This window comes from Actinoplanes sp. URMC 104, assembly GCF_051386375.1.
In the GTDB taxonomy this organism is placed as follows: domain Bacteria; phylum Actinomycetota; class Actinomycetes; order Mycobacteriales; family Micromonosporaceae; genus Actinoplanes.
The window spans coordinates 1,325,494-1,350,166 of sequence record NZ_JBPQTO010000002.1 but is presented as its reverse complement, the minus strand read 5'-3'; the positions used below and the strand labels follow the sequence as shown (position 1 = coordinate 1,350,166).

Annotated in this window: 19 protein-coding genes and 1 pseudogene; 13 read left to right on the top strand and 7 right to left on the bottom strand. The window is 73.2% G+C overall.

Annotation, left to right across the window (positions count from 1 at the left end; all coding sequences use genetic code 11):
* Positions 1-5 precede the first annotated feature (5 nt).
* The 3 genes from ACSNN8_RS07210 to ACSNN8_RS07200 are packed head-to-tail and all read left to right on the top strand — an operon-like array spanning position 6 to position 4,011.
* Entirely contained in the window at positions 6-680 is a 675-nt protein-coding gene (locus tag ACSNN8_RS07210) for a hypothetical protein (RefSeq protein ID WP_436647755.1), read from the top strand.
* Between the two features lie 26 nt (positions 681-706).
* On the top strand, positions 707-2,341 hold the full coding sequence (locus ACSNN8_RS07205; protein WP_436647753.1) for an Hsp70 family protein: 1,635 nt from the start codon (positions 707-709) through the stop codon (positions 2,339-2,341).
* Between the two features lie 47 nt (positions 2,342-2,388).
* Positions 2,389-4,011: an acetolactate synthase gene (locus ACSNN8_RS07200; protein ID WP_436647751.1), complete on the top strand. Its 1,623-nt coding sequence runs from the start codon at positions 2,389-2,391 to the stop codon at positions 4,009-4,011.
* Here the strand turns inward: ACSNN8_RS07200 and ACSNN8_RS07195 are convergent, their stop codons facing one another.
* Genes ACSNN8_RS07195 through ACSNN8_RS07185 form a run of 3 tightly spaced genes read right to left on the bottom strand, consistent with a single transcriptional unit; the run spans position 4,012 to position 5,101 of the window.
* Entirely contained in the window at positions 4,012-4,359 is a 348-nt protein-coding gene (locus ACSNN8_RS07195) for a PLD nuclease N-terminal domain-containing protein (RefSeq protein ID WP_436647750.1), read from the bottom strand.
* Between the two features lie 38 nt (positions 4,360-4,397).
* Entirely contained in the window at positions 4,398-4,718 is a 321-nt protein-coding gene (locus ACSNN8_RS07190; RefSeq protein WP_436647749.1) for a DUF202 domain-containing protein, read from the bottom strand.
* Complete coding sequence (locus ACSNN8_RS07185) at positions 4,715-5,101, bottom strand: YidH family protein (protein WP_436647748.1); 387 nt, start codon at positions 5,099-5,101, stop codon at positions 4,715-4,717. The genes ACSNN8_RS07190 and ACSNN8_RS07185 overlap by 4 nt, the downstream gene beginning before the upstream one ends.
* 375 nt (positions 5,102-5,476) lie before the next feature.
* On the opposite strand from ACSNN8_RS07185, the gene ACSNN8_RS07180 reads away from it, so the two are divergent.
* The 9 genes and pseudogenes from ACSNN8_RS07180 to gatA all read left to right on the top strand — a co-directional run bounded on the left by ACSNN8_RS07180 (position 5,477) and on the right by gatA (position 17,966).
* On the top strand, positions 5,477-6,256 hold the full coding sequence (locus tag ACSNN8_RS07180; protein WP_436647747.1) for an electron transfer flavoprotein subunit beta/FixA family protein: 780 nt from the start codon (positions 5,477-5,479) through the stop codon (positions 6,254-6,256).
* A gap of 11 nt (positions 6,257-6,267) precedes the next feature.
* Positions 6,268-7,200 (top strand): electron transfer flavoprotein subunit alpha/FixB family protein, encoded by a 933-nt coding sequence (locus ACSNN8_RS07175; RefSeq protein ID WP_436647745.1) that lies wholly within the window; start codon positions 6,268-6,270, stop codon positions 7,198-7,200.
* Between the two features lie 82 nt (positions 7,201-7,282).
* Entirely contained in the window at positions 7,283-8,458 is a 1,176-nt protein-coding gene (locus ACSNN8_RS07170; RefSeq protein ID WP_436647744.1) for a cysteine desulfurase family protein, read from the top strand.
* A 10-nt stretch (positions 8,459-8,468) separates the two neighbouring features.
* Entirely contained in the window at positions 8,469-9,560 is a 1,092-nt protein-coding gene (mnmA, locus tag ACSNN8_RS07165; RefSeq protein WP_436647742.1) for a tRNA 2-thiouridine(34) synthase MnmA, read from the top strand.
* On the top strand, positions 9,553-10,629 hold the full coding sequence (locus ACSNN8_RS07160; protein WP_436647740.1) for a methionine synthase: 1,077 nt from the start codon (positions 9,553-9,555) through the stop codon (positions 10,627-10,629). The genes mnmA and ACSNN8_RS07160 overlap by 8 nt, the downstream gene beginning before the upstream one ends.
* A gap of 271 nt (positions 10,630-10,900) precedes the next feature.
* Positions 10,901-13,216 (top strand): annotated as a pseudogene (gene ligA, locus ACSNN8_RS07155) (NAD-dependent DNA ligase LigA); the annotation flags it as partial.
* A gap of 876 nt (positions 13,217-14,092) precedes the next feature.
* The gene (locus ACSNN8_RS07150; RefSeq protein ID WP_436647739.1) at positions 14,093-16,117 is read left to right on the top strand and encodes a putative bifunctional diguanylate cyclase/phosphodiesterase; all 2,025 of its coding nucleotides are present in this window, start codon (positions 14,093-14,095) and stop codon (positions 16,115-16,117) included.
* 81 nt (positions 16,118-16,198) lie between these two features.
* Positions 16,199-16,498, top strand: a complete 300-nt coding sequence (gene gatC, locus ACSNN8_RS07145; RefSeq protein WP_436647738.1) for an Asp-tRNA(Asn)/Glu-tRNA(Gln) amidotransferase subunit GatC — start codon at positions 16,199-16,201, stop codon at positions 16,496-16,498.
* 4 nt (positions 16,499-16,502) lie between these two features.
* A complete protein-coding gene (gene gatA, locus ACSNN8_RS07140) occupies positions 16,503-17,966 on the top strand; it encodes an Asp-tRNA(Asn)/Glu-tRNA(Gln) amidotransferase subunit GatA (RefSeq protein WP_436647737.1) in 1,464 nt (487 codons plus the stop codon).
* Position 17,967: 1 nt separating this feature from the next.
* Here the strand turns inward: gatA and ACSNN8_RS07135 are convergent, their stop codons facing one another.
* A complete protein-coding gene (locus tag ACSNN8_RS07135) occupies positions 17,968-19,410 on the bottom strand; it encodes a M1 family metallopeptidase (RefSeq protein WP_436647736.1) in 1,443 nt (480 codons plus the stop codon).
* Positions 19,411-19,518: 108 nt separating this feature from the next.
* Here ACSNN8_RS07135 and gatB point away from each other — a divergent pair, with 108 nt between their 5' ends.
* Complete coding sequence (gene gatB / locus ACSNN8_RS07130) at positions 19,519-21,018, top strand: Asp-tRNA(Asn)/Glu-tRNA(Gln) amidotransferase subunit GatB (RefSeq protein ID WP_436647734.1); 1,500 nt, start codon at positions 19,519-19,521, stop codon at positions 21,016-21,018.
* Between the two features lie 269 nt (positions 21,019-21,287).
* Here the strand turns inward: gatB and ACSNN8_RS07125 are convergent, their stop codons facing one another.
* From ACSNN8_RS07125 to ACSNN8_RS07115, 3 genes are all read right to left on the bottom strand, one after another.
* The gene (locus tag ACSNN8_RS07125) at positions 21,288-22,874 is read right to left on the bottom strand and encodes a metallophosphoesterase family protein (protein ID WP_436647733.1); all 1,587 of its coding nucleotides are present in this window, start codon (positions 22,872-22,874) and stop codon (positions 21,288-21,290) included.
* A gap of 64 nt (positions 22,875-22,938) precedes the next feature.
* Complete coding sequence (locus tag ACSNN8_RS07120; RefSeq protein WP_436647732.1) at positions 22,939-24,114, bottom strand: PQQ-dependent sugar dehydrogenase; 1,176 nt, start codon at positions 24,112-24,114, stop codon at positions 22,939-22,941.
* Positions 24,115-24,177: 63 nt separating this feature from the next.
* Complete coding sequence (locus tag ACSNN8_RS07115) at positions 24,178-24,507, bottom strand: PH domain-containing protein (RefSeq protein ID WP_436649448.1); 330 nt, start codon at positions 24,505-24,507, stop codon at positions 24,178-24,180.
* Positions 24,508-24,673 lie beyond the last annotated feature (166 nt).

Below are 24,673 nucleotides of genomic sequence, written 5' to 3'. Positions count from 1 at the left end.
TCAGTGTGGAACCGGTTCCGGTCACGCGCAGGGTGCGACGCACCGTCCGCATGGCCGTCGCCCTTGTCGTCGGGCAGGCGATGCTCTGCGCGCTGATCGGCTGGCTGACGTTCGGCCGGTCGCGCTCCGAGCCGGCCGGCCCGCCCGGATCGTCGGTGGTCGACCAGCTCGCCGCGCCGCCGGTCGTGCCGTCCGTGCCTCCCGCTGTTCACGGCACGGCGGTCCCGACCGGCCAGGCGCGCGAGCTCGTCTCGCCCGCCTCGCGCCGTGCCGTCCGCAAGGGCGCCCGTACGCCCGTGCCCGCGCCCGCCACTTCGCCTGTCTCGCTTCCGGAGCCGATCAGCGCGCCGCCCGGCGACGAGCCCGGCACCGTTGCTCCCGCGCCGCCGCCGGCCACCACGACCTCTGCGCCGGCCCCGGTCCCACCGGCCCCCGCCACCACGGATCCGGCCACCGCGGACCCGACCTCACCGGCCGCGACGTCGGCGCCCGCCACCACGCCCGCCACCACCGCGCCGGCCGCCACACCAGCGCCCAGCAGGCCGGTCGAGCGGGTGCAGGAACCGGTCCGTATCGGGGACGAATGCCGCCCCCTGGGCGCTTACGGACGTACCGCGAGCGGGCAGCTCGTGCGGTGCGAGCGTGACCGGCGGCACGAGCCGCGTTGGAAGATCGTGTAGCGGCGGCCACCCCCTAGACTCGGGGGATGGCCATCGACCAAGGTGAGCCGAGGCATGCGCTGGGCATCGACTTCGGCACCTCGAACACCGTCGCGGTGGCGCGCTGGCCGGACGGCCGCGCCCGCCCGATCCTGGTCGACGGTTCCCCGTTGCTCCCGTCCGCCGCGTACGCCGAGCCCGACGGCACGCTGCTGGTCGGCCGCGACGCCGTGCACAGCGCCCGGCTCGACCCGGTGCGCTTCGAGCCCAACCCCAAGCGCCGCATCGACGACGGGCTGGTGCTGCTGGGCGAGCAGGAGTTCGACGTCGTCGAGCTGATCGCCGCGGTGCTTGCCCGGGTCGCCGAGGAGTGGCGCCGCGCGGTCGGCCCGGTGACGCCCGACGTCACCCTGACCTGCCCCGCCACCTGGGGAGCGACCCGCCGCACGCTGCTCGCCGACGCCGCCGCGCGGGCCGGGCTGGCCGGCGCGCGGCTGGTCGCTGAGCCGGTCGCCGCGGCCACGTACTTCGCCGAGGTGCTGGGCCGGGACGTGCCGATCGGCTCGGTCGTGGTGGTGCACGACTTCGGCGCCGGCACGTTCGACGCGAGCGTCGTCGCCCGTACGGCGTCGGGCTTCGAAGTGATGGCCGTGGACGGCCGCGACGACATCGGCGGCCTCGACGTGGACGCGGCGATCGTCGAGCACCTGCGCACCGACGAGTGGCAGCGGCTGCTCGAGCCGGCGACCGCGCAGGAGCGGCGCGCCCAGCGTCAGCTGTGGGAGGAGGTGCGGATCGCCAAGGAGCGTCTGTCGCGCACCCAGTCCGCCGACTTCGTGGTGCCGCTGCTCGACACCGAGGTGCACCTGACCCGCGACGAGCTGGAGAAGCTGGCGCGGCCGGTGCTGGAGCAGACGGTGCGCGTCACCAAGGGCCTGCTCGACTGGGCCGACCTGCCCGAGGGCCGGCTGGCGGGCGTCTTCCTGGTCGGCGGGGCGAGCCGGATCCCGCTGGTCGCCACGCTGCTGCACCGCGAGCTCGGCGAGGCGCCGGTGGTGATCGAGCAGCCCGAGCTCGTGGTGGCCGAGGGCAGCATCCTGGCCGACGCGGCGCTGCTGGCCACCGGGGCGGCCACCCCGGGCCCGACCTCCGAGCTGCGGCTGGTGTCCACGGGACGGGCCGAGTCGGCGACCGTACGCGTCGCCGCCGCCCACGTGCGGGTGCCCGGCACGACGGGGTTGCAGCCGCCGGTCGACCCGTGGCCCGACGCCGACCACGGCTGGGTCCCCGACCCGCACGCCACCGTGCCCACGCCGAAGCCGGCGTTCGAGCGTCCGATCTCGACCCCGCCGGTGTCGGCCATGCCGCTCTCGCCCCCGCACGGCATTCCGGCGGGCCCGACCAAGCCGATCGCGCCGCGTCCGCCGGTCGCCGCGGCTCGCCCGCCGGCCTCGCGCCCGCCGGTGTCGCGTCCGCCCGCGCGCGTCGACCAGGCCGTCCGCCGCGGCAAGAGGCGCACCGGGAGTTTCCTGCGCGCGCTGCAGATCCTGTTCAGCATCGTCATGATGATCGCGGTTCCGCTGGTCGCGCTCGTGGTGGCGTACGGCTACGGCAACGGCAAGTCGCTGCCGACCGACGCGGCGAATCTGGTCGACGACATCCGGAGCCTGCTCGGGATCTGAGCGGCCGGGTACGTTACCGGCAACGGCGGACGACGGATGGGGTGCGCATGACCGAGGTGATCGAGGGGCACGGCGGCGAGCTGGCGCTGGCCGCGCTGCGGGCCTTCGGGGTGACCGAGATGTTCACGCTGTCGGGCGGGCACGTGTTCCCGCTCTACGACGCCGCCCACCGCACGGACTTCCCGATCTACGACGTACGCCACGAGCAGACCGCGGTCTTCGCGGCCGAAGCGGTCGCCAAGCTGCAGCGCCGCCCCGGGCTGGCGGTGCTCACCGCCGGTCCCGGCGTCACCAACGGCATCTCCGCGCTGACCAGCGCCTTCTTCAACGCCTCGCCGGTGCTCGTGCTGGGCGGCCGCGCGCCCGCGTTCCGCTGGGGCTCGGGCAGCCTGCAGGAGTTCGACCACGTGCCGCTCATCGCCCCGATCACCAAGCACGCGGGCACGATCGGCGCCACCGACGCGATCCCCGGCGAGGTCACGGCCGCGCTGACCGCCGCGCTCACCGCGCACCGCGGTCCCGCGTTCCTCGACATCCCGCTCGAGGTGGTCTTCTCGACCGGCGAGGCGGCCGCGCCCGGTGAGCCGGCCGTCCCGGTGATCGAGGCCGACCCCGACGACGTGGCCCGCGCCGCTGCGCTGCTGGCGTCGGCGCAGCGCCCGGTGATCATCGCGGGCTCCGACGTGTGGGGCGGCGACGCGATCACCGAGCTGCGCGCCGCCGCCGAGGCGCTCCAGGTGCCGGTCTTCACCAACGGCATGGGCCGCGGCGCGCTGCCGCCGTCGCACCCGCTGGCCTTCGCCAAGGCCCGCCGTCCCGCGCTCAACGAGGCCGACGTGGTGTGCGTGATCGGCACCCCGCTCGACTTCCGGCTCGGCTTCGGTGAGTTCCCGGCGGCGCAGGTCGTGCACATCGTCGACGCGCCCAGCCAGCGGGCCACGCACGTCGAGCCGGCCGTGTCGCCCGCGGGCGACCTGCGGCGGGTGCTCGCGGCGATCGCCGACCACCCGGGGGACCGTACGGACCACGCGGACTGGATCGCCGGGCTGCGCAGCGCCGAGGACGCGGGGCGGGCGCGCGACGCCGAGGCGATGGCGGCCGAGACCGACCTGATCAAGCCGGCGCGCGTCTACGGCGAGCTGCGCAAGGTGCTGGCGCCCGACGCGGTGACCATCGGGGACGGCGGGGACTTCGTCTCGTACGCGGGAAGGTTCCTGGAGCCCGCACAGCCCGGCACCTGGCTCGACCCGGGTCCGTACGGCTGCCTCGGCACCGGCATGGGCTATGCGATGGGCGCCCGCGTGACCTATCCCGGCCGGCAGATCTGCGTGCTGCTCGGCGACGGGGCCGCGGGCTTCTCGCTGATGGACGCGGAGTCGCTGGTCCGGCAGGGGCTCCCGGTCGTCATGGTGGTCGGCAACAACGGCATCTGGGGGCTCGAGAAACACCCCATGCAGGCCATGTACGGCTACGACGTGGCAGCCGACCTGCAGCCGGGGCTGCGCTACGACGAGGTGGTCCGGGCGCTGGGCGGCGCGGGGGAGACCGTCGAGAAGGCGTCCGAGATCGGTCCGGCTCTCGAGCGCGCCTTCGCGGCCGGGGTGCCCTATCTGGTCAACGTGCTGACCGACCCCGGCGACGCCTATCCGCGATCGTCCAACCTGGCCTGATCAGGGCTTGTCCTCCTCGCGGTCGTTCAGGTCCTTCTCCCACTGGGCGAGGGTCTCGCGGTCGCGGCGGGACTGCTCGGTGTCGACCGAGCGGAGGAAGTCCGGGTCGTCGTCGGGCGAGACCGGTGCGGGGCGGCGGCGGCGCACGACGCCGCCCTCCACCGGCGCGGGCACCGGGCGGCCCCAGAGGAAATAGGACAGTGGGCCCACGAGGGGCACGAGCAGGATCACCAGGATCCACACGGGGCGGGGCGCGTTGCGCACGCGGTCGGCCGACAAACAGCTGATCAGGGCCAGCAGGAAGAGGATCAGCTGCACGGCAGCCAGGAAGATGAACAACCGGACCATGGAGCAATGATGACGCGCGCCGGGCGATCCGGCGACGATCAGAGCATGACAACCAGACCGGCGACGACCGCGAGGGCGACGGTGGTCAGCGCGTACGCGAGGACGGCGCGGCGGCCGGGGTGCGGCGGGCGCTTGCCGAGGGCGCGGGCGCGGCGATAGGCGAGCGCCACCAGCACCGACCAGCCGAGCCCGCCGAGGGCCGCTGCGACCCACTGACCGGGGCGGGCGTCGGGGTGGAACGCGGGGCGGACGGCGAGCAGGCCCACGGCGGTCGCGGACAGGACCGTACGGCGCCAGGCGAGCCGGGTGCGCTCCGCCGAGGCCCCGGGGTCGGGGGTGCACGCGGGCTCCGCGCTCATCGCGGCGACTGGAACACGACCGCGGCGATCAGCACCAGGGCGCCGACCGCGACCACCACGGCCAGGAAGGCGGGGAACCGCGAGCCGGGCAGCTCCTGGCCCAGCCGCATGGCCCGCTCGGTGCGCGCCCAGTGGTCGACCGCGCGCAGCGCCACGGCGCCGCCGAGCACGAGCAGCGCGACGGCGATGGCCTCGCGCAGATAGGCCACCCGCAGCGGCGGCAGGAACTGGGCGCAGCCGAGCCCGCCCGCGATCAGCGCCAGCCCCGTGCGGATCCAGGCCAGGAAGGTGCGCTCGTTGGCCAGCGAGAACCGGTAGTCCGGCGTGCGGCCGACGGTGGGCGTCTTCTCCGGATCGACCCATTGACGCAGGGGACCTAGCACCCGCTGATTATCGACCGGCGAGGTCAAGAAGGATCGGCCCAGAGGCTGCGCACTTCGTCACTCACGCACGCCTCACGCGGGCGCCCGCACAGGCACCACGGCGACTCCGGGTCCGAGCGGCCATGGGTCTGTGGTGCCGCCGGCGGGCGTCGTGGTGGACGATGTGAGGCGGACGGCAGCAATCCGTCGGCCGGCGGAGCGGTTAGTCCGGACATATCAGACACCTCCCAGCACCGACTGTAGCGATCGAGCGGTCGGCGCGGGTGAGGTGAGTCACTCTCGGTGGCCGACGACGCCTAAGCTACCGACGGGTAACGTGGCGGGGAGGCGTCCGTGCGCAACGGTGCGTTCACAACAGGAGGTCGTAGGAGCGCGATGAACATCGTCGTACTGGTCAAGCAGGTGCCCGACTCCGGTGCCGAGCGCACCCTGAGCTCGCAGGACAACACGGTGGAACGGGCGTCGGCTAACAACGTCATCAACGAGATGGACGAGTACGCCATCGAGGAGGCCCTCAAGATCAAGGAAGCGCACGGCGGTGAGGTCACCGTCCTGACCATGGGTCCCGCAGGCGCCACCGAGTCCATCCGTAAGGCGCTGTCCATGGGCCCCGACAAGGCGGTCCACATCTCCGACGGCGCCCTGCACGGCTCGTGCGCCGTCGCCACCTCCAAGGTGCTCGCCGCCGCCCTCGGCACGCTGAACGCCGACCTGATCATCTGCGGCGCCGAGTCGACCGACGGCCGCGTGCAGGTCATGCCGCACATGCTCGCCGAGCGTCTGGGCATCGCCGCGCTCACCGGCGCGCGCAAGCTCACCGTGGACGGCTCGCAGTTGACCGCCGAGCGGCAGACCGACGAGGGCTACGAGGTCGTCACCGCGTCCACCCCCGCGGTGGTCAGCGTCTGGGACACGATCAACGAGCCGCGCTACCCCTCGTTCAAGGGCATCATGGCGGCCAAGAAGAAGCCGGTGCAGGCGCTGTCGCTGGGCGAGCTCGGGGTCGCCGCCGACGAGGTGGGCCTGGCCGGGGCGACCAGCCAGGTGCTGGAGTACTCCAAGCGCCCGCCGCGCTCGGCCGGCACCAAGATCACCGACGAGGGTGAGGGCGGCGCGCAGCTGGTCTCGTACCTGGTCTCCGAGAAGTTCGTCTGAGAGGGGCGGTCATGGCTGAGGTTCTGGTTGTCGTCGAGGCCGGCGTCAAGAAGGTCACTCTCGAGATGCTCACCATCGCCCGCGGGCTGGGCGAGGTCTCCGCGGTCGTCTTCGGCGAGGCCGACACGGCCAAGCTCGGCGAGTACGGCGCGTCCAAGGTCTACGTCGCCTCGGGTGACGACGTGGACGGCTTCCTGGTCGCGCCCAAGGCGAGCGTGGTGGCCTCCCTCGTACGGGAGAAGCAGCCCGCTGCCGTCCTGCTCGCCTCCACCCAGGAGGGTAAGGAGATCGCCGGCCGGCTCGCGGTCAAGCTCGACAACGGGCTGCTCACCGACGCCGTCTCCGTCGAGGCCGACGGCACCGCCACGCAGGTCGTCTTCGCCGGCTCGGGCATCGTCAAGTCCAAGGTCACGCGCGGCCTGCCGATCGTGACGATCCGCCCGAACTCCACCACGCCCGAGCCCGCCCCGGCCACCCCGGCCGTGGAGCAGGTCACGGTGGTCGTGTCCGAGGCCGACAAGCTGACCAGGGTCGTCGAGCGGGTGGCCGAGCAGAAGGGCTCGCGCCCCGAGCTCACCGAGGCCTCGATCGTCGTCTCCGGCGGCCGCGGCGTCGGCAACGCCGACAACTTCCAGCTGGTCGAGGAGCTCGCCGACCTGCTCGGCGGCGCGGTCGGCGCGTCCCGTGCGGCGGTCGACTCCGGCTACTACCCGCACCAGTTCCAGGTGGGTCAGACCGGCAAGACCGTCTCCCCGCAGCTCTACCTGGCCCTGGGCATCTCGGGCGCCATCCAGCACCGGGCCGGCATGCAGACCTCGAAGACGATCGTCGCGGTCAACAAGGACCCCGAGGCGCCCATCTTCGAGCTCGCCGACTACGGCGTGGTGGGCGACCTGTTCAAGATCGTCCCGCAGGCGGCGGAGGAGATCCGTAAGCGCAAGTAGTCCGTTTCGGCTCTCGGACGGCCCGGTGCTCAGCGCCGGGCCGTCCGGCGCCCGCGGCAGCGAGGCATAAGCTGGAGCACTGATGGCCTACTTGGATCACGCTGCGACCACGCCGATGCTCGACGAGGCCCTGGCGGCATATGTTGCGGCGGCCCGCGAGGCCGGTAACCCGTCGTCCCTGCACGCGTCCGGGCGGCGTGCCCGGCGCCTGGTCGAGGAGTCGCGCGAGCGCATCGCCGCGGCCCTCGGCGCCCGTCCCTCCGAGGTGATCTTCACCAGCGGCGGCACCGAGGCCGACAACCTCGCCGTCAAGGGCATCTTCTGGGCGCGCCGGGCGGCCTCGCTGAGCCGCAGCCGCGTCGTCGCCTCGAGCGTCGAGCACCACGCCGTCGTGGACAGCGTCGAGTGGCTGGGCTCGCACGAGGGCGCGCAGGTCAGCTGGCTGCCGGTCGACGGCGCCGGACGGGTCGCCCCCGCCTCGCTGGCCGAGCTCCTGCAGGCGTACGCCGATGAGATCGCCGTGGTCAGCGTGCAGTGGGCCAACAACGAGGTCGGCACGATCCAGCCGGTCGCCGAGCTGGCCCGGCTCGCCGCGCAGGCCGGCATCCCGTTGCACACCGACGCCGTGCAGGCCGTCGGCCAGGTTCCCGTCGACTTCACCGCCAGCGGCGCCGCGGCCATGACCGTCACCGGGCACAAGGTCGGCGGTCCCGTCGGCGTGGGAGCTCTGCTGCTCGGCCGCGAGGTCGGCTGCACCCCGTTGCTGCACGGTGGCGGCCAGGAACGCGACGTCCGTTCCGGCACCGTCGACACCGCCGCCGTGGTGGCCTTCGCCACAGCCGTCGAGATCACCGTCAAGAGCCAGGCGGCGTACGCGGAAAGGGTTGGCGCCCTGCGGGACGACCTCGTGGCGCGGGTCCGCGCCGCCGTGCCGGACGCGATCCTGAACGGCGACCCGGTCGACCGGCAGCCCGGCAACGCGCACTTCAGCTTCCCCGGCTGCGAGGGCGACGCGCTGCTGCTCCTGCTCGACGCGCAGGGCGTCTGCTGCTCCACCGGCTCCGCCTGCTCGGCCGGCGTGGCCCAGCCCAGCCACGTGCTGCTCGCCATGGGCGCCGACGACGACCGGGCCCGGTCCTCGCTGCGCTTCACCCTCGGGCACAGCAGCACGCAGGCGGATGTGGACGCGCTGCTGGCGGCCCTGCCGGGCGCCGTCGAGCGCGCCCGCCGGGCCACCGCCTGGAAGACGCCCCGATAGGCTTGTGCCCATGCGAGTTCTAGCGGCCATGTCGGGCGGGGTCGACTCCGCCGTCGCCGCCGCGCGTGCCCACGACGCCGGCCACGACGTCACCGGGGTGCACCTGGCGCTGGCGCGCAACCCCCAGACCTACCGCACCGGCGCCCGCGGCTGCTGCACGCTGGAAGACTCCCGCGACGCCCGCCGCGCCGCCGACGTCATCGGCATCCCGTTCTACGTGTGGGACATGGCCGAGCAGTTCCACGCGAACGTCGTCGACGACTTCGTCGCGGAGTACGCGGCCGGCCGCACGCCCAACCCCTGCCTGCGCTGCAACGAGAAGATCAAGTTCGAGGCGGTGCTCGACCGGGCCGTCGCGCTGGGCTTCGACGCCGTCGTCACCGGCCACCACGCCCGGCTCGGCGCCGACCGGCTGCTGCGCCGCAGCGTCGACGAGGGCAAGGACCAGTCGTACGTGCTGGCCGTGCTCACCCGCGCCCAGCTCGACCGCGCCGTCTTCCCGCTCGGCGACTCCACCAAGGCGCAGGTGCGCGAGGAGGCGGCGGCCCGCGGGCTCGCGGTGGCCGACAAGCCCGACTCGCACGACATCTGCTTCATCGCGGACGGCGACACCAAGGGCTTCCTGCAGCGGCGGCTCGGCGACGCGCCGGGCGACATCGTCGACGGGCGCACCGGCGAGCGCCTCGGCAGCCACAACGGGGCGTACGGCTACACGATCGGCCAGCGCAAGGGCCTCGACCTGCGGGTGCCCGCCGCCGACGGCCGCCCGCGCTACGTGCTGTCGATCACCCCCGTGACGAACACGGTCACCGTCGGCCCGCGCGAGGACCTCGAGGTGGGCGTCGTCAGCGCGGCCAAGGTGATCTGGCACGGCGCCCCCACCCCGGTGCAGTGCGACGTGCAGCTGCGCGCCCACGGCGAGGTCCACCCCGCGACGGTGACCGTCGAGGGCGACACGCTGACCGCCCGCCTCGACGCGCCCGCCCGCGGTGTCGCGGCCGGGCAGGCGATCGTGGCCTATCAGCGCTCGGCGGAGGGCGACGTCGTGCTCGGCTCGGCGACGATCACCGCCGCGGCGCCCCTGGCGGTCTCGCGTGCCTGACTTCCCCTGGTCTCCCGGCTCGGCCACCGGCATCGGGTCGCTGCCCGGCACCGACATCGCCGAGGCGCAGCGGATCGTCCTCGGCGAGCTGCCCGACCTGCCGCACCTGGCCGAGCTGCCCGCGCGCGGTCCGGGCGCCGACATCATCGGCCGCAGCGCGGGGTTCCTGGTGGAGCTGCCGGTGCAGCTCTACGCCGGCCGGTGGCAGGTGGCGCCGCGGCCCGGCAAGGACATGCGGCGCACGGCCGACCTGCTCGAACGCGACCTCGACCAGCTCACCGAGCAGGGCGAGACGTACGCGGGACCGCTCAAGGTGCAGTCGGCCGGGCCGTGGACGCTGGCGGCCGGCATCGACCGGCAGATCGGCGGACGGATGCTGCGCGACCAGGGCGCGGTGCGCGACCTGACCGCTTCGCTGGCCGAGGGGCTGCGGCGCCACGTCGACGACGTCCGCAAGCGGCTGCCGCGCGCCGAGGTGCTGCTCCAGCTCGACGAGCCGTCGCTGCCCGCGGTGCTGGCCGGGCACGTGCCGACCGAGAGCGGGCTGGGCGCCTATCGCGCCGTGCCCGGCCCCGACGCGGCGTCCGCCTTGCGCACAGTCGTCGAGGCGGTGGGCGTGCCGGTGATCGCACACTGCTGCGCTCCCGGGGTGCCGCTGCAGGTCTTCTGCGACGCCCGGGCCGCCGCTGTCGCGCTCGACCTGTCGCTGCTCAAGGATCTCGACCCGCTGGGGGAGGCCCTCGAGGCGGGGCTCGGGCTGTTCGCCGGCGCCGCGCCGACGTCGCCGGCTCTTCCGGCCTCTCCCTCTTCCGGTCGTGCGTCGGCCTCCGGTCGTGCGTCGGCCTCGTCCGGCGGTGCGTCGGCCACTCCTTCGGCGCGCGGCATCGACGGCAAGTGGGTGGCCGAGCGGGTGTCGACGCTGTGGAAGCGGCTCGCCTTCCCGGCGGCCCGCTTGCCGCAGCAGGTGGTGATCACCCCGGCGTGCGGGCTGGCGGGCGCCTCGCCGGCCTACGCACGTGCCGCGCTGACGGCCTGCCGCGAGGCGGCTCGCCGCTTGTCCGAGGTCTGAGCCCCTCCGGCGCGCGGCCTCTCGCCGTACCGTCTCCTGGCCGTGCCGTCATCTGCCGCGCGGCTCTGCCTCCCCGGCGTCTTCGGCTGCACCACCTTCCCACCCCACCGTTTTCCCGCCCCGCCGTCTCTTCCCCCGTCGCCTTTGGCCCGTCCCCGCTTTCCCACCGCGCCGGGCCGAAAATGTCAGGGGTGGCGACTACCGTTCCTCCTAGTTCTCGAACACGGAGGTCCCGGTGTCCAAGAAGGCGGAGTCCCAGCAAGCCGACGAGATCGTCGACGCTCAGCCCACCGCTGAGCAGGAGGCCGCCGCCGGCAAGGACCCGACGCCCGAGGCGAGCGCCCGGCACGCCGAGCTGAGCGACGAGCTGCGTGGGCACCAATACCGCTACTACGTGCTCGACTCGCCGACGATCTCCGACGCCGAGTTCGACAAGCTGCTGCGCGAGCTCGAGGCGCTCGAGGCGGAGTTCCCCGCGCTGCGCACCCCCGAGTCCCCGACGCAGAATGTGGGCGGCACGTTCTCCACCCAGTTCACCCCGGTCGAGCACGCCGAGCGCATGCTCTCGCTCGACAACGTCTTCGACGACGACGAGCTGGGCGCCTGGGTCGAGCGCACGCTGCGCGACGCGGGCGGGCCGGTCGAGTTCATCTGCGAGCTCAAGGTCGACGGCCTGGCGATCAACCTGACGTACGAGAAGGGCCGGCTCGTGCGCGGCGCCACCCGCGGCGACGGGCGCACGGGCGAGGACGTGACCCCCAACGTGCGCACGATCCGCGAGATCCCCGAGCGGCTCGCCGGCGACAACCCGCCCGACCTGCTCGAGGTGCGTGGCGAGATCTACTTCCCGGTGTCCGCGTTCGCCGACCTCAACGCGTCGCTCGTCGAGCAGGGCAAGTCGCCGTTCGCCAACCCGCGCAACGCCGCGGCCGGCAGCCTGCGGCAGAAGGATCCGCGCATCACCGCCTCGCGCGGGCTGCGCATGGTCGTGCACGGCATCGGGGCGCGGGCCGGTTTCACGCCGACGTCACAGTCGCACGCGTACGAGGCTCTGAAGGCTTGGGGGCTTCCCACCAGCGAGCGCTGGAAGCTGGTCGAGGACATCGCCGGCGTGCGCGACTACATCGCCTACTACGGCGAGCACCGCCACGACGTGGAGCACGAGATCGACGGCGTGGTCGTCAAGGTCGACTCGGTCGCCATCCAGGGCCGGCTGGGCTCGACCTCGCGGGCGCCGCGCTGGGCGATCGCGTTCAAATACCCGCCCGAGGAGGTCACGACCAAGCTCCTCGACATCGACGTGAACGTGGGACGCACGGGCCGTGTCACGCCGTTCGCGGTGCTCGAGCCGGTCAAGGTCGCCGGGTCGACGGTCGCGCTGGCCACGCTGCACAACGCGCGCGAGGTCGAGCGCAAGGGCGTGTGGATCGGCGACACCATCGTGCTGCGCAAGGCCGGCGACGTGATCCCCGAGGTGCTCGGCCCGGTAATCGACCTGCGGCCCGACGACGCGCGCCAGTTCGTGATGCCGACGCACTGCCCCGCCTGCGGCACCAAGCTGGCGCCGGCCAAAGAGAGCGACATCGACATCCGCTGCCCCAACACGCGCTCCTGCCCCGCGCAGCTGCGCGAGCGGGTGTTCCACCTGGCCGGGCGCGGGGCTTTCGACATCGAGGTGCTGGGCTACAAGGCCGCCCAGGCGCTGCTCGACTCCGGCGTGATCAGCGACGAGGGCGACCTGTTCTCGCTGACCGAGGACCAGCTTCGCCAGTCCCCGTTCTTCGTCAACCAGGACGGCAGCCTCGGCACCAACGCCGTCAAGCTCCTGGAAAACCTCGACCGCGCCAAGGACCGCCCCCTGTGGCGCGTGCTGGTGGCCCTGTCCATCCGTCACGTCGGCCCCACCGCCGCGCAGGCGCTGGCCCGCCAGTTCGGCTCGCTCGACGCCATCGAGGCCATCGTCGCCGCCCCACCCGGCAGCCCCGAGGAGGCCGCCGCCGTCGAGGCCGCCGCCCTGGACGACGCCGTGACCTCCGCAGCCGCCAACGTGCTCGCCGCCTCCGCTCCTTCCGACGGATCTGCTTCCTCCGACGGCGACTCCGCCGCCTCCGATGGGGCCGACGCCGGCGGGTCGGAGGACGGCAAGGCGAAGAAGCCCAAGGCCGCGCCCGACGTGTTGGCAACTGTGGAGGGCGTCGGACCCACCATCGCCGAGAGCCTGCGGGAGTGGTTCGCGGTCGACTGGCATCGCGACATCGTCCGCAAGTGGCGCGAGGCCGGCGTCCGCATGGCCGACGAACGCGTCGACGAGGGCCCGCGCCCGCTCGAGGGCATGACCCTGGTCGTCACCGGCACGCTGGCCAACTACTCCCGCGACCAGGCGACCGAGGCCGTGACCTCCCGCGGCGGCAAGGTGAGCGGCTCGGTCTCCAAGAAGACAGCCTTCGTAGTGGTCGGCGACAACCCCGGCAGCAAGTACGACAAGGCGCTGTCCCTGAAGGTCCCGGTCCTCGACGAAGACGGCTTCGCCGTTCTCCTGGCCGACGGCCCCGACGCAGCCCGGGAGGTGGCCGAGATCGGCTCCGACGCAACGGAATGACAGTCGCCCACCCGGCTCGCCGGCGCCCTCGATTCCGCCACCCGAGCAACGAGCCGACCGCAGCGAAGCCGGCGCCGCGTGGAGGGCTCGCATAGCGGTGCCACGCCAGCGCGGTCCCTCGCGTCCGTAGCCTCAGCGCGGCTCCTTGGCGCCCGCGACGGCGGGTTGCGCTTGCCGGTGTTCGCGGCGCCGGGTTGGGGCTCGCTGGCGTTCCCGGCGCCGGGTTGGGCTCGCTGGCGTTCGCGGCGCCGGGTTAGCGCTTGCCGGTGTTGGCGGCGGCGCGTTGGGGCTCGCTGGCGTTCCCGGCGGCGGGTTAGCGCTTGCCGGTGTTGGCGGCGGCGGGTCGGGGCTCGCTGGAGTTCCCGATGACGATCTCGGGCTTGCCGACATTCGCTGCGGCGAGGTGAGGGTTGCCGGCGACGGACTGAGGCTTGTCGGCATTCGCTGCGACGGGCTTGGGCTTGTCGGCGTTCGCCGCCCGCCGCGCTGGCTCCCGTCGGCCGCTGCCCGCCTCGCTGGCTCTCGCTTCCCGCTGCTCGCGCCGCTGGCTCTTGCCGCCCCTACCACGGCTCCGGCTCGCGCCGGCGCTCGGCGTCTGCTTGCCCCGGCAGCGCTGCTCCGGCAGGCGTGGCTTGGTGCGTGGTTGTGCAAGGCCGCGGCGGTCACTCGGAGGGAGTAAATCTGGTTTATATCGCGCCTCGTGATGCATGCCGATTTGATAACAGGGATGCCGTTTTGCGGTTAATCGCCCATGTGGATCTATCGTGAGAACGATCGGTTGATCGAGGCTCTCGTGGAGGTCGCATGGACGCCGCACGCCCCCGCACTGCCGCGGCGAGGGATCGTGGCGGTGACCCGGAGGACGTGACCGCGAGGGTTCGGCGGCGGCGGGCGCTGGTGTTCACGGGCGTGCTGGTGGTGGCGGCGGACGGGCTGCTCTGGGCGGTGGACCGGGCGGCGTTCGGGGCGCTGCCGGGGGCGTACTGGCTGATGGCAGTTCTCGCCGTGGCGGTGGACGCGCGGCCCTACCTGGTGGCCAACCGGCGGGCCAGCTCGGTGATCCTGCCGTCGATCTGCTTCACGTTCGCGATCGTGCTGGCGTGGGGCTATCTGCCGGCGCTGGCGGTCCAGCTGGTGGCGGTCACGGTCGCGGGGGTGCGGATGCGGCACCCGGCCCGGCGCACGCTGCACCTGGCCGTGCAGCACGCGGCCGCGCTGGGTGCGGCCGGTCTGGTGGTCGAGCTGGTGTCGCTGCGGATCGGCCCGGGACCGGACTGGGGCGACGCCCTGCTCACGGTGGCCGCCGCCGGGGCGTGGATCGTGGCGCGCTACGGGCTCGCGGCGATCGTGGCTCGGTCGATGGCGGACCGGCCGGGGCCCCGGCTGCAGCGTCTCCAGAGGTTGCGCAGGCTTCAGCGGTTGGGTGTCGAGCTGCTCGCCACGGCGGCGCTGCTGCTGCTCGGACCGGTCGTGCTGGCGACGGCTCAGGTGGGGCTCGCGTTCGTGCCGCTGGTGCTGCTGGCGCTGCACGCCGTGCACCGGATGGTGCGCTCGTCCGGCGAGTTCGAGCGCGCGGCCCGCGTGGACGCCCTGACGGGGCTGCCGAACCGGCGTGCCCTGCACGCGGCGGTGCTCTCCCAGGCCCGCGGGCGGCGGCTGGCGCTGGTGCTGCTCGACCTCGACCGGTTCCGTACGGTCAACGACGCCCTCGGCCACGGCGTGGGGGACCGGCTGCTGGTGGAGGTGGCGCGCCGGCTGTCCGAGGTGGTGCCCGCGCACGATCTGGTGGTACGGCTGGGCGGCGACGAGTTCGCGGTGCTCGCCACGCGGGTCGACGGGCCGTCGGCGGCGCGGCGGCTCGCGGACCACCTGGCCGAGGCGCTCAACCGGCCGTTCACACTCGACGGCCTGCCCGTGGACGTCACCGCCTCGATCGGCATCGCGCTGCAGCGGGAACCGGGCGGCGACGGCGCGACGCTGCTGCGGGAGGCCGAGGCGGCGATGTACGAGGCCAAGCAGCGCGGCGACCAGGTGGCGGTCTACGGCCCCGACGCCTCGCACCACGCGCCCGAGCGGCTGTCGCTGCTCGCCGACCTGCGGCACGCGCTGCGCGGCGACACACCCGACGACGGAATCACGCTGTTCTACCAGCCGCAGATCGCCATCGCGACCGGCGAGGTGGTGGGCGTGGAGGCGCTGCTGCGGTGGCGGCATCCCGACCGCGGGCTGGTCGGGCCCGAGGAGCTGATCCGGGTCGCCGAGCCCACGCCGGTGATGCGGCTGCTCACGGAGCGCGTACTGCATGAGGTGGTGGCGCAGCTCGCCGAGTGGCGTGACGCGGGCCGTCCGCTGCGGGCGGCGGTGAACGTCAGCGTGCGCGACCTGCACGCCGGGGACATCGCCGACCGGGTGGGCGACCTGCTGCGGCAGCACGACGTGCCGGCCGACCTGCTGCAGCTCGAGATCACCGAGAGCGCGCTGATGGCGGACCCGCACCGGGTGCTCAGCACGATCACCCGGCTCGACCGGATGGGGATCGCGATCTCGCTCGACGACTTCGGCACGGGTTACTCGTCGCTGCAGCACCTGCGACGGCTGCCGCTGGCCGAGGTGAAGATCGACCGATCGTTCGTCCTGGGAATGGGTTCGGATCGCGGTGACGCGGCGATCGTCCGGTCGGTGATCGACCTCGCGGAGGCGCTGGGTCTGCGGGCCGTGGCGGAGGGCGTCGAGGACGAACGGACGTGGCGGCTGCTGGCCGAGGCGGGGTGTCACGCGGCGCAGGGCTGGTTCCACGCCCGCCCGATGCCGGCGGAGGAACTGGCGGGCTGGCTGGCCCGGTACCGGCCGTTGCGGCCTTCGGTGGCGCTGCCCGGCCGGGGACTCTGAGCAAGCCCGGCGACAGCCGGGGGCGGCGGGCGAAATAGACTTCACCGGTCAGCGACGCATTCGACGAAAGCAGGGGGCAGGATGGCCGCCATCTCCCGCGAAGAGGTCGCGCATCTCGCGCGCCTGTCGCGGCTCGCCGTGACCGAGGAGGAACTGGACCGGTTCGCGGGGCAGCTGGACGTGATCCTGCAGTCCGTGGCCCGGGTCGGCGAGGTGGCCGCCGAGGACATCCCGCCGACGTCGCACTCGGTGCCGCTGACCAACGTGTACCGCGACGACGTGCCGCGGCCGAGCCTTACGCAGGACGAGGCGCTCTCGGGCGCCCCCGACGCGTTCGAGGGCCGGTTCCGCGTGCCGCGCATCCTGGACGAGGAGGACTGACGCCGTGTCTGACCTGACCACCATGTCGGCGGCGCAGCTCGCCAAGGCGATCGCGGACAAGCAGGCCTCGGCCGTCGAGGTCACCACCGCGCACCTCGACCGGATCGACGCCGTCGACGAGCGGGTGCACGCGTTCCTGCACGTCGACCGCGAGGGCGCGCTCGCCGCCGCCGAGCGGGTCGACCGGGGCGAGATCACCGGTCCGCTGGCCGGCGTGCCGATCGCGGTCAAGGACGTGATCGCCACCAAGGGCGTGCCCACGACCGCCGCCTCCAAGATCCTTGAGGGCTGGCGGCCGCCGTACGACGCGACGCTCGTCGAGCGGCTCCGGGCGGCCGGCATGCCGATGCTCGGCAAGACCAACATGGACGAGTTCGCGATGGGCTCCTCCACCGAATACTCGGCGTACGGCCCGACGAACAACCCGTGGGACCTCGGGCGCATCCCGGGCGGCTCCGGCGGTGGCAGTGCCGCGTCCCTGGCCGCGTACGAGGCTCCGCTCGCCATCGGCACCGACACCGGCGGCTCGATCCGGCAGCCGGGCGCGGTCACCGGCACGGTCGGGGCCAAGCCGACGTACGGCGGCACCTCCCGCTACGGCCTGATCGCGTTCTCGAGCTCGCTCGACACCCCGGGCCCCTGCGCCCGCACGGTGGAGGACGCGGCCCTGCTGCACGCGGTGATCGCCGGCCACGACCCGCGCGACTCCACCTCGATCGACCGGCCCGTGCCCGACGTGGTCGGCGCCGCCCGCCTCGGCTCGACCGGCGACCTGACCGGCGTCAAGCTGGGCGTCGTCAAGGAGTTCGCCGGCGACGGCTCCGAGCCGGGCGTGCTGAGCTCGTTCCACGAGTCGCTCGAGGCGCTGGTCAAGCTGGGCGCCGAGATCGTCGAGGTCTCCTGCCCCCACTTCCAGTACGCGCTGCCGGCCTACTACCTGATCGCCCCCAGCGAGGCGTCGTCGAACCTGGCGCGCTTCGACGGCGTGCGCTACGGCCTGCGCACCGGCGACGACGGCAGCCGCTCGCTCGAGGAGGTCATGTCGCTGACCCGCGAGGCCGGCTTCGGCCCCGAGGTCAAGCGGCGCATCATCCTGGGCACGTACGCGCTGTCCAGCGGCTACTACGACGCCTATTACGGCCAGGCGCAGAAGGTCCGCACGCTTATCACGCGGGACTTCGAGGCGGCCTTCGAGCGGGTCGACGTGCTGGTGTCGCCGACCACGCCGTTCGTCGCGTTCCCGTTCGGCTCGCGCACCTCCGACCCGTACCAGATGTATCTGGCCGACCTGTTCACCATCCCGACCAACCTGTACGGCGGCCCGGCGATCTCGGTGCCGTGCGGGCTGTCGGAGGGGCTGCCGGTCGGCTTTCAGGTGATGGCGCCCACGATGGCCGACGACCGGATGTACCGGGTGGCGGCGGCGCTCGAGTCCGCGGTCGGAACCTTCACGCCGCCGGCCCTCTAGGTCAAGCAGGCGTACGGGCCGCGTCGAGCCAGCTGTCGATCAGCTCGGTGAAGTCGCGGCCCGTCTGCTTGTTCACGAACGCGGTGAACGACGCCCGCGTCTGCTGGCTGTTCCGATGCGTCTGCACCCAGGCCCGGCCGAGCGCGAAGAATCCGGCGTCGCCGAGCGCGTCGTGCAGCTCCTTGAGCATCGCCGCGGGGCAGAGGTAGACGTTGCTCTCGGCGAAGTTCGCGGCCTTGGGGCGCGCGGGCGGGCCCAGCCTCGTACGCAGCTCGGCGTCGGAGCGGCGCAGGTAGTCCTCGAGCTCGCGGTCGCCGAACCCGAGCACCGACTGCGAGTAGAGCAACTGCGCGTACGTCGCCCAGCCCTCACTGAGCCACAGGTCGTCCCAGCTCGTGGGCGTGACCGAGTCGCCGAACCAGTGGTGCGCGTACTCGTGCAGCAGGTCCTCCTCGAACCCCTGCCGCTCGAAGGTCCGGCGTGCGCCGCCCATCGTGACCATCTGCTGGGTCTCCATGGCGGACTCGGAGTCGACCATGACGGCGCCGCCGCTGGGGAACGGGTAGGGCCCGAAGCGTTTCTCGAGGAAGGTCAGGAACGCGGGCGACTTCCGCAGCGACGGCACGAACTTGTCGTCGCCGGGGCGATACCAGTAGGTGAGCGGGACGCCGCGCGGCCCCCGGGCGGTGAGCTTGGTGTATCGGCCGACGGCGAGCGTCTGCAGATAGCTGGCCATCGGGTCGGTGCTGCGGTAGCGGAACGTGCTGCCGGTCTGCCCCGCGGGGGTGCCGGCGGCGATCGCGGACCAGCCGGTCGGCACGGTCACCGCGATGTCGTACAGCGCCTTGTCGGACGGGTGGTCGTTCGCCGGATACCACGTGTAGGCCCCGTACGGCTCCTGCATGGTCCACAGGCCGCCCTCCTCGGTGATCGTCAGGCCCAGCGGCTCGACGTCGTTGCGGTGCGACGGCATCGGGGTGGTAGCCGGCCGCCCTCGATAGGCGACCACCAGCGTGACCGGTCGATCCCTGGCCACGGGGGCCGGGACGATCAGTTTCTCGCCGGCGACGCGGGCGCCCGGGACGGGCCGGCCGTCGAGGGTGACCCTGCTCAGGGCGTACGGCTTGAAGTCGAGGTCGATCCGGCCGGCGTCGGTGGTGGGGCGGATCCGCAGCGTCGCCGTGCCCTCCAGGATCTTCTGCTGCGCCTGCCAGTTCAGCCGGAGGTCGTAGTGCAGAACGTCGAGGGCCGGGTTGCCGTGCCGGGGATAGAGCCTGTCGGCGACCGGTGTGGAGGCGCCCGTCTGCCAGGCCGCATAGTCGACGGTGGCCGTGGGGGACGGCCCGGCGGACGCGGGCGACGGAGGCGACGCGGGCGCAGCGTCGTCGCACGCGGCGACGAGGATGATCGCGGTGAGAGCGACGACGGCGGGTGCGCGGTGCATGGCGGGGACCGTACCGAAATGCTCGTCGACCGGGGGAGCCCTGTGGACAACCCTGGCACGGCTGTGGGTCAGCGAAATTCCGTCGGTGGGGCCCACTAATCTAGAGGCATGACCACCACCGCGCTGCCCGCATACGAGGATGCCGTGTCTCGCTACGAGCCGGTCATCGGCCTCGAGACCCACGTGGAGCTGGGCACGGCCACCAAGATGTTCTGCGGCTGCCGCACCGAGTTCGGCGCCGAGCCGAACACGCAGGTGTGTCCCGTCTGCCTGGGCCTGCCGGGCGCGCTGCCGGTGGCCAACCGCGCCGGCATCGAGGCGACCATCCGCATCGGCCTCGCGCTCAACTGCGACATCGCGGAGTGGTGCCGCATGGCGCGGAAGAACTACTTCTACCCCGACATGCCGAAGAACTTCCAGACCTCGCAGTACGACGAGCCGCTGTGCACCGACGGCTACGTCGACGTCGACGTCAACGGCACGTCCTACCGGATCGGCATCGAGCGGGTGCACCTCGAGGAGGACACCGGCAAGACGCTGCACGTCGGCGGCGCCACCGGGCGCATCCACGGCGCCACCGAGTCGCTGGTCGACTACAACCGCGCCGGCATCCCGCTGGTCGAGATCGTCACCAAGCCGGTGCCCGGCCTCGGCGCGCTCGCTCCCGAGGTCGCCAAGGCGTACGTCGCCGAGCTGCGCGACATCATCCGCTCGCTGGGCGTCTCCGACGTCCGGATGGAGCAGGGCTCGCTGCGCTGCGACGTCAACACCTCGCTCAACAAGCCCGGCGAGGAGTGGGGCACCCGCACCGAGACCAAGAACGTGAACTCGCTGCGCTCGGTCGAGCGCGCGGTCCGCTCCGAGATCATCCGGCAGGCCGGCCTGCTCGACGAGGGCACCCGTATCTTCCAGGAGACGCGCCACTTCCAGGAGACCACGGGCGACACGCGGCCCGGCCGGTCCAAGGAGACGGCGACCGACTACCGCTACTTCCCCGAGCCCGACCTGGTGCCGATCGCGCCCGACCCGGCGTGGGTCGCCGAGCTCAAGGCCGCCCTGCCCGAGAAGCCGAGCGCCAAGCGGGCCCGGCTGCGCGAGGAGTGGGGGATCAGCGAGCTCGACATGGAGTCGGTGGCCAACGCCGGCGCGGTCGAGCTGATCGAGCAGACCATCGCCGCCGGCGCGTCGCCCGCGGGCGCGCGCAAGTGGTGGATGGGCGAGCTGGCCCGCCGCGCCAACGAGACCGGGGTCGACCTGGCCGCGGTCGGCGCCACCCCGGCGCAGGTCGCCGAGCTGCAGAAGCTGGTCGACGACGGCAAGATCAACGACAAGCTGGCCCGTCAGGTGCTCGAGGGCGTCGTGGCCGGCGAGGGCGACCCGGCCGCCGTCATGGCCGCGCGCGGTCTCGAGGTCGTCTCCGACACGGGCGCGCTGACCGCCGCCGTCGACGAGGCGATCGCCGCCAACCCCGACATCGCCGCCAAGGTGCGCGACGGCAAGGTGGCCGCGGCGGGCGCCCTGGTCGGCGCCGTCATGAAGACCACGCGCGGCCAGGCCGACGCCAAGACCGTGCGCGAGCTGATCCTCCAGCGCCTCGGCGCCGCCTGACAGGGCGGCGGCCGCAAGCCCGCCGGCCGGGAGCCCGCCGGCCGGGAGCCGCCGGCCGGGAGCCGCTGGCCGGGAGCCGCTGGCCGGGAGCCGCCAGCGGCTGAGCGGGTGCCGGCAGCCGCGGCCAGCGGCCGGGACGGTAAGCGGCGGAGCGAGTCGCGGCTGGAGCGGCGTCGATGGCAGTGGCCGGCGGTCGGAGTGAGCGGCGCTGATGAACGGCATCGGTGGCGGCTGAACCGGGACCGGTCGGGATGAACGGCCGGGCAGAGCTAGCGGCTCGGGTTGGACTCGGGGGAGCCGGAGGGTGAGGGCGTCTCCTCCGGCTCGGCGCCGACCACGTTGCGCTGCATCTCGATGTTGGACTGGCCCGTGCCGCCGAGCTGGATGTCGTCGTACGCCTTGAGCTGGCGGTTCTCGTCGAAGTAGAGGACCGACAGGCTCAGCGGGGTCGGCTCCTCCTTTTCGAGCCCGCGCAACCCGGCCCCGCCGGTGGAGCCCTCGACCATCAGCCGCGTGGCCGCGGCGGGAGTGGCGGCGCCGGCGGACGGAGCCGGGGACGCCGACGCGTCGGCGTCCGGTGCGGGGGCCGGCAGCAGCGAAACCTCGCGCTGGTGGCGGTGGCCGGACAGGACCAGCGGCACGACGCCGGACAGCGGCGGCGCCATCGCCGGGTCGTGCACCAGCGCGATGTCGACCGGCTTGTCCGAGGCGCGGATGGTGTCGGCCAGCTGGTTGCCGGCCCGCAGCAGCGGTGTCTGCGCCGGGTCGGCGTCCGCGTCGCCGGCGGCGGGGGTCTCGCTCTTGTCGGGGGTGAACTCGGGGTCGCCGATGCCGGCGATGGTCAGCCCGTCGACCGTGGTGGTTTTGTTGTCGAGCACGATGGCGTTGCGCTGGCGGGCCACCGCGGCCTGGATCGAGGCGGAGTCGTGGTTGCCGCGCACCCAGATGTACGGGACGCCGACCGACGGGATCGACGACGCGTAGCCGGTCTCGGCGCTGCTGCCCCAGTCGACCAGGTCGCCGGTGTCGATGACGGCGTCGATCTCGAAGGTCTGCACGACCGTGCGGATCAGCCCGTACGCGGACGGGTTCAGATGCAGGTCGGAGACGTGCAGGATGCGGGTCGTGTTGCCGGCGGGCTCGTACACCGGCAGCGACGACACCGTCGTGTAGAGCCGGCTCACGTTGCTGACGATCTGCTGGAGCTGCTCGGAGTACCGGCCGTAGTTGTCGGCGATCCGGCGCGCGTCGCCGACCACGGCGGGCGCGTTGACCAGCAGCCCCTCGTAGCGCGGCTCGGCGATCGAGTCGGGCCGCAGCGTGCCGGCCGCCAGCCCCAGGCTCGCGCCGGTCACCACCAGCGCGGTCATGCCCGAGGCGGCGATCCGGCGGACGTTGCGGAAGATCAGCGTGCTGAGCACCAGCGTGCTCAGCACCGCGATGCCCAGCGTGCGTACGCCGAGCCGGATGACGCCGTTGCGCACGTCGGTCACGGCGTTCTCGCCCGCGGAGCTGAGCGCCGCCGGGTCGTCGATCAGCGCCTCGGTGCGGCTCTGGTCGAGCGAGCCCAGGTTGACCTTGAGGTGGATGGGGCCGTCGTGGCTGTCCAGGTGCAGCGACCCGAGCGGCGGCAGGTCGACCTCGGTGCCGCCCAGCACCGACGGGCTGATCGACATCTCCGCGCGGAACGGCCCGACGTTGACGGTCGCGTGCGCGAACATCATCGTCCCGACGATCACGCCGGCGATGCTGATCAGCCCGATCATCGCGCCGATGCCGGCCCGTCTGCTCCAGCGGCTGCCGCGGACGGCTCGCAGGGCGGTCACCAGGCGTTGCCGGATCGTCGTCGAGGTCATCGCCGGCTCACCTGCCCCGCCCTGTCGCCCGTCAAACCGTGCTGTCCCTCCCACCGTGGCACGGTCAGCTGCGGCCGGCGCCGCCGTCGGAGAAGACCAGTCGAATGATCTTGTCGTCGTCGGGGCGCGGTTCGCCGCCGTCCTCACGGTTGGACGTGCCGACCCAGAGCGAGCCGTCGGGCGCGGCGATCAGGCTGCGCAGCCGGCCGTACTCCTTGGTGAGCACCTCCTGCGGGGTGCCGAGCACGGTGCCGTTGCCGGTCACGTTGAGCAGGTAGATCCGCTCGCCGAGCAGGCACGCGGTGGCGACGGTCTGCTCGAGCGCGGCGACCCCGGAGCAGCCCGAGTCGCCGGCCGGCCAGCTGAACATCGGGTTGGCCAGCTTGGCGTCGCCGCCCGCGCCGTCGGCCCGGGGCCAGCCGTAGTTGCGGCCCTTGACGATCACGTTGAGCTCGCCGGACTTCCTCTGCCCGCTCTCACTGGCGTACAGGCGCTTGGTCTTGTCCCAGGCGAGGCCCTGCACGTTGTGGTGCCCCGAGCTCCAGACCAGGCTGTCTTTCGCCGGGTTGCCGGGGGCGGGCTTGCCGGCCGTGGTCATCCGCAGGATCTTGCCGCCGAGGCTCTTGGGGTTCTGCGCCTGGGCGCCGTCGGACGTGCCGTCGCCCGTGCCGGCGTAGAGCTGGCCGTCGGGGCCGAAGGCGAGCGCTCCGCCGTTGGCGTCGGGCGAGCGCGGGATGCCGGTGAGGATCGGCTGGAGCCGCCCGCCGAGCGTCAGCTTGCCGACGCGGTTGTCCTTGGCGGTGGAGTAGTAGACGTACACCGTCTTGTCGGTCTGGTATTTCGGGGAGACGGCGATGCCGAGCAGGCCGCCGTCGCCGGACGGCTGCGCCTCGGTCACCTTCTGCGCCTCGGTGACGGTCAGGCTGCCGTTCTCGGTCTCGGGGCCGACCCGCAGGATGCGACCGGTGTCCCGCTCGGTGACGAGCGCCGCCCCGTCCGGCAGGAACGCCATGCCCCACGGCACGGCCAGGTCGCGCGCCAGCTCGGTGACCACGACCTCCTGGCTGCCGGCGCCCGGCTCCTCGGCGTCCTCGGAGAGCTCGGCCGAGGGCGTCGGCAGGTTGGGCGGGGCGCCCTGCTGGTCGGGATCGGGCGGGCCGAAGCTGCACGCCGAGGCGAGCCCGAGCACGGCGGCGAGCGTCACGGCGACGGCCCGGGCCCGGCGGGTACGCACGATCACTCGACCTCCTCGAGACTCGACGCACCCCAGGGTAGCGAGGTCAGCTGAGAAGACCCGGGTGGATCAGTCGGCGTGGCCGATCTCCTGCCCGCCGGCCGCGAGCACCCGGGGCAGGTTGTCGCGGGTCACGCCGGTCAGCCGGATGACGTTGCCGTTGTCGAGCAGCGCGGAGACCTGCCCGCGCGGGTCGGGGGCCAGCTCGCTGATCCGCGCCCACGGCACCCGGGTGCTGCCGACGAGCGCGCGGACCCGCAGCTCGTCGGGGTAGACGTCGGTGCCGGCGCGCCAGGCCCAGACGAAGAACGCGGCGGGGATCAGCAGGATCGGGGTGAGCTCCCACCGGGCGCCCGCGAACGGGATGGCGCCGACGAACGCGATCCCGGCGGCGACCATGAGAGCGCCGGTTTTGCGGACGCGAAGCAGGGGCTTGGACACGCTTTCATCTTCCCACCCGGCCGAAGTGCCGGTCCGTCGCGGGTGGGTCGTCCGATCGGCCTGGTTCCATAGCAGACGGTTCTGGGTATGCGCAGGCGTAATACCCGGCCGTAACCTGTTCGGG